The 6,751-nt window shown below is 68.1% G+C and carries 6 protein-coding genes and 1 pseudogene; 1 reads left to right on the top strand and 6 read right to left on the bottom strand.

The window, feature by feature from the left end; genetic code table 11:
* From HMPREF3115_RS29185 to HMPREF3115_RS12960, 6 genes and pseudogenes are all read right to left on the bottom strand, one after another.
* Nucleotides 1–291, bottom strand: a pseudogene (locus HMPREF3115_RS29185) (hypothetical protein); the annotation flags it as partial.
* A 123-nt stretch (nt 292–414) separates the two neighbouring features.
* Nucleotides 415–1,314 carry a lipid A hydroxylase LpxO gene (lpxO, locus tag HMPREF3115_RS12980; RefSeq protein ID WP_035487807.1) on the bottom strand — a complete coding sequence of 300 codons (900 nt, stop codon included), beginning with the start codon at nt 1,312–1,314 and terminating at the stop codon, nt 415–417.
* Nucleotides 1,315–1,439: 125 nt separating this feature from the next.
* Nucleotides 1,440–1,994, bottom strand: coding sequence for a carboxymuconolactone decarboxylase family protein (locus tag HMPREF3115_RS12975; RefSeq protein ID WP_035946135.1), 555 nt, complete (start codon nt 1,992–1,994; stop codon nt 1,440–1,442).
* 64 nt (nt 1,995–2,058) lie between these two features.
* Nucleotides 2,059–3,393 carry an aspartate aminotransferase family protein gene (locus HMPREF3115_RS12970; RefSeq protein WP_070554660.1) on the bottom strand — a complete coding sequence of 445 codons (1,335 nt, stop codon included), beginning with the start codon at nt 3,391–3,393 and terminating at the stop codon, nt 2,059–2,061.
* Between the two features lie 15 nt (nt 3,394–3,408).
* On the bottom strand, nt 3,409–4,458 hold the full coding sequence (locus HMPREF3115_RS12965; protein ID WP_070554658.1) for a C45 family autoproteolytic acyltransferase/hydrolase: 1,050 nt from the start codon (nt 4,456–4,458) through the stop codon (nt 3,409–3,411).
* A 504-nt stretch (nt 4,459–4,962) separates the two neighbouring features.
* Nucleotides 4,963–5,334, bottom strand: a complete 372-nt coding sequence (locus tag HMPREF3115_RS12960; RefSeq protein ID WP_006403843.1) for an MAPEG family protein — start codon at nt 5,332–5,334, stop codon at nt 4,963–4,965.
* Nucleotides 5,335–5,615: 281 nt separating this feature from the next.
* On the opposite strand from HMPREF3115_RS12960, the gene alr reads away from it, so the two are divergent.
* Complete coding sequence (gene alr, locus HMPREF3115_RS12955; protein ID WP_070554656.1) at nt 5,616–6,737, top strand: alanine racemase; 1,122 nt, start codon at nt 5,616–5,618, stop codon at nt 6,735–6,737.
* The last annotated feature ends 14 nt before the right edge of the window (nt 6,738–6,751 follow it).

Raw genomic sequence — 6,751 nt, 5'->3', positions numbered from 1 at the left:
GGCGGGCGCCGGCGCGATCGCCGCGGGTGCGGAGGAAGCGGAAAGGGTCGGGTGCGCGGCGCTCGAGGCCTTCGCGACGGGCGGCGCGATCGCGCCTTGCGCGGTATGGCTGTCGCCTGCAGGCGGCGTGGCAATCGCGGGTGCGGGCGCGGGCCCAGGCGCGGACGAATCCGCCAAGCCGGCCTCGGCGATCGCGCGATGATCCGCGCGCAGCAACATCACGTATCCGGTGGCCGCTGCGGCGACCAGCAGCCCACCGGCAATCATCAGGGTCTTACGGGTACTCGTCATGCTTGCTCACCGACGGAACGACGTGAACAAGCCATCATACTCGAGCGCCGCCGCGCCATCGCGGACGAATACATTTGGTTGCATCTCGGGCCGATCGTCGGACGGATCGGCCGCGGCCTACTTTCAGAGCCAGAAGATCGCGACGGCGATGCCGCCGAACAGCGCCCATTTGACGATGTAGTAGACCGTGCGATTCCACGCCTTCAGCCGCTTGCCGGCGAGCCGAATCATATACAGATAGCGGAACGCGCGATTGAGTCCGCCCGTGCGGTCGCCGGTCTCGTTCGGCGACGCGGCCGCGCGCATCAGCAGCTGCCCGAACGCATCGTTGATCCACTGCGCCCAGCGGAATTTCATCGGCCGGTCGATATCGCAGAACAGGATGATCCGGTCGTGCTCGGTGCGGTTCTCGGCCCAGTGCAGATACGTCTCGTCGAACATCACCGCTTCGCCGTCGCGCCACGCGTACGGCTCGCCGTCGACGACGATCCGGCACGCGTCGTCGTTCGGCGTATCGAGCCCGAGGTGGTAGCGCAGCGCGCCCGCGTACGGATCGCGATGGAGCCCGAGCGTGCCGCCCGGCGGCAGCGACGCGAACATCGCCGCCTTGATCGACGGAAAGCGCGACAGGATCTCGACCGACCGCGGACACAGCGCCTGCGCGGACGGATGCGGCGCGTCGTACCACTTCAGATAGAAGCGCTTCCAGCCGCGGCGAAAAAATGAATTGAAGCCGATGTCGTTGTATGCGTCCGACGCCTTGATGCGGCTCGCGTCGCGCAACGCAATCGCCTCGTCGCGGAACGTGCGCCATTCGCGTCGCAGCGCCTCGAGTTCCGGAAAATGACGCGTGTCGATGAACGGTGTCGTCGGCACCGCCGAAAACGCATACGAAAAGCAGTTCAGCGGCGCCGTGAACGTCGAATGATCGGACAGTTGGCGGAAAAACCGGTGTCGCACCCTGCCCCGTCGATGCGTGTAGACGACGCACGCGAGAAAGACGATCAACAGGAGCCAACGCATTTCCGATTCCCCGTAAGCCAGTTGACGGCATTCTAATGACGGAGAAAATTTCTTGCGCTGTCACGCGTGCGCCGCGGCACGCGCGCAAACCCGCGCGCGGCCGCGCCGGCGCGCGGGCGTGCAGATTATTCCGGAAACGGCAATTCAGTTTGTCCGTCCGCGCGCATATCGAACGTATTGAGCGTCATCGCGACGAGCGCGTAGTAGCCGAGCAGCGCGACGAGATTGACGACGACCGCGTGCCCGAAGCGCGCCTGTGCGCGCGCGAACGTCGCGTCGCTCACGCGCCGCGTGTCGTACAGCTCGGTCGCGAACGCATGGATCAGCGCGTCGTCGTCCGACTCGAACGGCGGCTCGACGCCGCGGCGGATCGCGTCGGCCGTCGCCGCCGGCACGCCGGCGTCGAGCGCGATCGGATAGTGGATGTGCCACTCCGCCTGCGAGCGCCAGCGCGCGGCCGTCACGAGAATCGCGAGCTCGGACAGCCGCAGCGGCAGCCCGGTCCGGTAGCGGCAGAACGCGCCGAGGCGCTGGGCATGCTGCGCGAGTTCGGGGCTCGCGATCCAGCCGAGAAACGGCCCGTTCAGGTTGCCGCGCGGGCCGTTCAGGATCTCGGCGAGCACCGCCTTCTGCGCGTCGGACGCGGTGGCGGCATCGAATGGAGGCAGTCTGTCTGTCATCACGATCGACGGTCGATGAAAAGGTGAACGCGGCAAGCGCCGCAACGTGTGCGTCCGGGCGTCGTCATGCGCGCGCGGCGGCCAGCGCCGCGTCGATCGCGTCCGACAGCCGCTCGACGATCGCGTCGATCTGCTGCGCGGTGCAGATGAACGGCGGCGCGATCAGGATGTGGTCGCCGTGGCGCCCGTCGATCGTACCGCCCATCGGATACACCATCAAACCGCGCTGCATCGCCTCGCGCTTGATGGTCGCATGCAGCTTCAGCGCGGGATCGAACGTCGTCTTGCTGTCGCGATCGCGCACGAGTTCGACGCCGACGAACAGGCCGCGGCCGCGCACGTCGCCAACATGCGGATGCGCGTCGTAACGCGCACGCAGTGCCGCGCGCAACTGCTCGCCGCGCGCGCGCACGTTGTCGAGCAGATTGTCTTCGGCGATTACGCGCTGCACTTCGAGCGCGGCCGCGCACGCGGTCGCATGGCCGAGATACGTGTGACCGTGCTGGAAGAAGCCCGATCCGTCGACGATCGTCCGGTAGATGCGGTCGCTGACGAGCGTCGCGCCGATCGGCTGATAGCCGGCACCCAGCCCCTTCGCGATCGTCAGCAGATCAGGCGCGACGCCGTCCTCTTCGCAGGCGAACAGATAGCCGGTGCGCCCCATCCCCGACATGATCTCGTCGAGAATCAGCAGCACGCCGTACTTGTCGCACACGGCACGGATCTTCTTCAGGTAGGTGCGCACCGGCGGCACCGCGCCGGCCGTCGCGCCGACCACCGTTTCCGCGACGAACGCCGCGACGTTTTCCGCGCCGAGCTCGACGATCCTGCCTTCGAGTTCGTCGGCGAGGCGCTGCGCGAACGCCTCCTCGGTTTCATCGGCGCGCTGTTCGCGGTACGCGTAACACGGGCTCACGTGATGCGCTTCGATCAGCAGCGGCAGGAACGGTTCGCGCCGCCACGCATTGCCACCGATCGCGAGCGCGCCGAGCGTGTTGCCGTGATAGCTCTGCCGGCGCGCGATGAAGTGGCGACGCTGCGGCTCGCCCTTCTCGACGAAATACTGTCGCGCGAGCTTCAGCGCGGCCTCGATCGCCTCGGAGCCGCCCGACACGAAGTACACGTGTTCGAGGCCGGCCGGCGCCGCGGCGACGAGCCGGTCGGCGAGTTCCTCGGCCGCGTCGGTCGTGAAGAACGACGTATGCGCATACGGCAGTTGCTGTACCTGCCGCTTGATCGCGTCGATCACGCGCTGGTTGCTGTGACCGAGACACGAGACGGCCGCGCCGCCGCAGGCGTCGATGTAACGTTTGCCGGTCGAATCGATGATCTCGATGCCGTCGCCGGCCACGGCGACAGGCAAGGTGGCGCGCGGCGCGCGATGGAAAACGTTCGTCATGCGTTGCCTCATGGTTCAGTGCGCGTCGTGCGCGCGTGCGTCGGGAACGATGCGCGTCGCGTAACACGCGGCGCCGTGCTGATGAATCGTGAAATCGATCGACGACGCGCCGATCGCGAACACCGCCGTCGCAAGCGTGTTTTCGTCGTCGGGATCGGCCGGATCGTCGCGATAGATGGGCAGCCCGTGCGGCGCGCGGTCGGCGAGCACACGCCGCAACGCCGCTTCGTCGATCGCGTCGAGTTCGGGCAGCAGCACGTCGACGCGCCGCTGGCGATCGTCGGACGATTGCGTCACGATCTGCGGTTCCGCTTCGCTGCCGCGATGCACGAGATGATTCGCGTGGCCGGCGCGCTGCGCGACGTCGATCGCCGAGCAGCGTGCGGCGCTCGCTTCGACGCTCATCAGCCGCGCATCGCCGGTCGCGCCGAGCGTGTGATGAAAGCCGCTTGCGCGCGCGTGCGCGCGCAGCACGTCGAGCGCCGCGTCGAGCGACGTCGCGTCGAGCACGGCGCGCGCGAGGATCATGCGCGGTACGCCGACGGCCGGCGTGCGGATCCGCAGATTGTTGATCGCCTGTGCGATGCCGGCGCGGTTCGCCGCGAAGGTATGGCCCGGCAGCGAACCGGGGTAGTAGAAGCTGACGAAGCCCGGCTTGCCGTGCGGCTTCACGTCGACGAGCAGGCAGCGCTCGCGCAGGAACGGATCGCCGTCCTCGTTGTGCGCGATCCAGCGCGTGCCGCCGGCGCCGCGCGCGGCGAGCGTCGTGCAGCCGTCCGGCGCGTTGTGGATCAGTTCGCCGCGGCAATTCCAGAGGAAGATGTCGTCGGCGTGCCAGCCGACGCCGGCCGCGATCCCGTCGAGCTCCGCGACGAGATCGGGACAGGCGGCGAGCGTGGCCTGCCGCAGCGCATCGACGAACGGGTGGCCGCGCCAGCGGCGCACGGCCGCCCATGCGCGGCTTTGCTGCATGTACGCGTCGAACACCGGGCGCGCGAGCTCCCCGAGGCGCACGCCGATGTCGAACGGCGTGCCGGCGATGACGGGAGAAACGGTAAGCGGCATGTCGTATCGGTCAGAGGTTCAGGACACGTGTTTGAGGAATTCCTTCAGTCGCGGCGTCGGCGGCCGGTCGATCGGGTCGCCTTCTCGGCATGATCGAGCGAGGCGCCGGCCGCGGGCCGGCACGAACGACCCCGTCGGCCGGCATCGCAACATGCGATGCGTAATTAGATATCGATACAACATATGTTGTCAACGGCAATACAACGACAACAAAAGAGTGCGCAGCATGCATTTGCATCGAGACGAACCCGGACGGGGGCGACGCGGCCGGAGACGACGCGTGGCGGCGGAGGAAAGGACGTGCGCGCGAGCGACGCGATGCAGTCGGCGCGGCAGGACGTTGCGGGGCAGGTCAACGGAAGCGGCGACGGCCGTCGTCGGCACGTCGCGTCAGGGTTCGGGCGCGCGCATCGGCGACGCGCGCCGAGGGGAAGCGGTCGGCGATCCTGCGCGCATCCGCACTCGCGGTGCGCGCGCCGGTCGACGATCAGCGATGCACGGCCGTCACGGGCCGGCGAAGAACAGCGACACGATGCAGACCATGCCCGCGAACCAGACGAGCGATCGCAGCGACGCCCAGTTCAGCAGATACATCAGCGCATAGACGATCCGGATCGCGACGAACGCGATCGCGAGCCGGTCGACGTGCTGCGCGTTCGCGCCGTTATGCCACGCGACCACGAGGGCGGCCGTAAACAGCGCGAGCGCTTCCCACGCGTTCTGGTGCGCGGCCTGCGCTCGCGCACGCCAGCCTTCAAGCTTTGCGAGGTACTCGCGCGGCGCGTGATTGTCATAGCCCTTGCGCGCCTTCGCGAGCATCGTCATCGGGAACGGCAACAGCGCGACGATGAACAGGCATAGCTGCGAGGTCGTCATCTTCGTCTCCTCCTTATGGTTACATTGATCAATGACAAGGTCGCGAGAGCTTAGCATTGCGGCGCGCCGGTCGTGCACCGGTTTTCTAGACGGCAGACTCGGGCGTCATGGCCGTGCGACGGTCGCGCGAACCATAAACTTCTACCAAATCCGCGATAAAAACGTTAATTAAAACTGGTCGAACACCAATAAGATAGCGGTCGACACTGGCTCGACGCATTCTCGCGCGAGCCTGCCCCGCGCCGCCGCGCGTGCCGAAGACCATCGATACGAGCCCCGACATGCCCCGTCCCATCGTCGCCCATATCCGTCCCGACGCCGTCCGCCACAACCTCGACTTCATCCGCCGGACAGCCGCGCAGTCCCGCGTATGGGCCGTCGTGAAGGCCAACGCATACGGCCACGGCATCGAGCGCATCTACCCGGGCCTCGCGGCCGCCGACGGCATCGCGCTGCTCGACCTCGACGAAGCGGTACGCGTGCGCGAACTCGGCTGGGACAAGCCCGTGCTGCTGCTCGAGGGCATCTTCGAGCCGGCCGACGTCGAACTCGTCGAGCGCCATCGGCTGACGGCCGCCGTTCACTGCGACGAGCAGCTCGACCTGCTGATCGCGGCCAGGCCGCAGCAGCCGATCGACATCCAGCTGAAGATGAATTCCGGAATGAACCGGCTCGGCTACCGGCCCGACGCATTCCGCGCCGCGTGGGAGCGCGCGGCGAGCGCGCCGTCGATCGGCCGGATCACGCTGATGATGCATTTCGCGAATGCGGACGAAGGCGAAATCGACTGGCAGCTCGCGCAGTTCGACGCCGCCACGGCCGGCATTCCCGGCGAGCGCACGCTGTCGAATTCGGCCGCCGTGCTCTGGCATCCGCGCGCGCACCGCGACTGGGTGCGGCCCGGCACGATCCTGTACGGCGCCTCGCCGACCGGCGCGTCGCGGCACATCGCCGATACGCCGCTGATGGCCGCGATGACGCTGACGAGCAAGATCATCGGCGTGCAGTCGCTCGCGGCCGGCGAGACGGTCGGCTACGGCCGCCGTTTCACGGCCGAGCGGCCGATGCGGATCGGCGTCGTCGCGTGCGGCTACGCGGACGGCTATCCGCGTCACGCGCCGACCGGCACGCCGATCGCGGTGGACGGCGTGCTCACACGCGTCGTCGGCCGCGTGTCGATGGACATGCTGACGGTCGACCTCACGCCGTGCCCGAACGCGGGGATCGGCTCGAGCGTCGAGCTGTGGGGCGATCAGGTGAAGGTGGACGACGTGGCCGAAGCGAGCGGCACGATCGGCTACGAGCTGATGTGCGCGCTCGCGCGCCGCGTGCCGGTCGCGATCGTGCCGCCGGGCGCGTCGACGCTCCAGCCCGCGCTGCGCACCGGCAGCTACGGGCGCTGAACGCGCGGCGGCCG

Origin of the sequence: Burkholderia sp. HMSC10F09 (assembly GCF_001806955.1) — a bacterium.
GTDB lineage: Bacteria > Pseudomonadota > Gammaproteobacteria > Burkholderiales > Burkholderiaceae > Burkholderia > Burkholderia multivorans.
This window is presented reverse-complemented; position numbering and strand designations above follow the sequence as displayed.

Excerpts from the sequence above, each read along its gene's own strand:
- HMPREF3115_RS12970 (WP_070554660.1), bottom strand. The coding sequence starts at position 3,393 with ATGACGAACGTTTTCCATCGCGCGCCGCGCGCCACCTTGCCTGTCGCC.
- lpxO (WP_035487807.1), bottom strand. The coding sequence starts at position 1,314 with ATGCGTTGGCTCCTGTTGATCGTCTTTCTCGCGTGCGTCGTCTACACG.
- HMPREF3115_RS12965 (WP_070554658.1), bottom strand. The coding sequence starts at position 4,458 with ATGCCGCTTACCGTTTCTCCCGTCATCGCCGGCACGCCGTTCGACATC.
- alr (WP_070554656.1), top strand. The coding sequence starts at position 5,616 with ATGCCCCGTCCCATCGTCGCCCATATCCGTCCCGACGCCGTCCGCCAC.
- HMPREF3115_RS12960 (WP_006403843.1), bottom strand. The coding sequence starts at position 5,334 with ATGACGACCTCGCAGCTATGCCTGTTCATCGTCGCGCTGTTGCCGTTC.
- HMPREF3115_RS12975 (WP_035946135.1), bottom strand. The coding sequence starts at position 1,994 with ATGACAGACAGACTGCCTCCATTCGATGCCGCCACCGCGTCCGACGCG.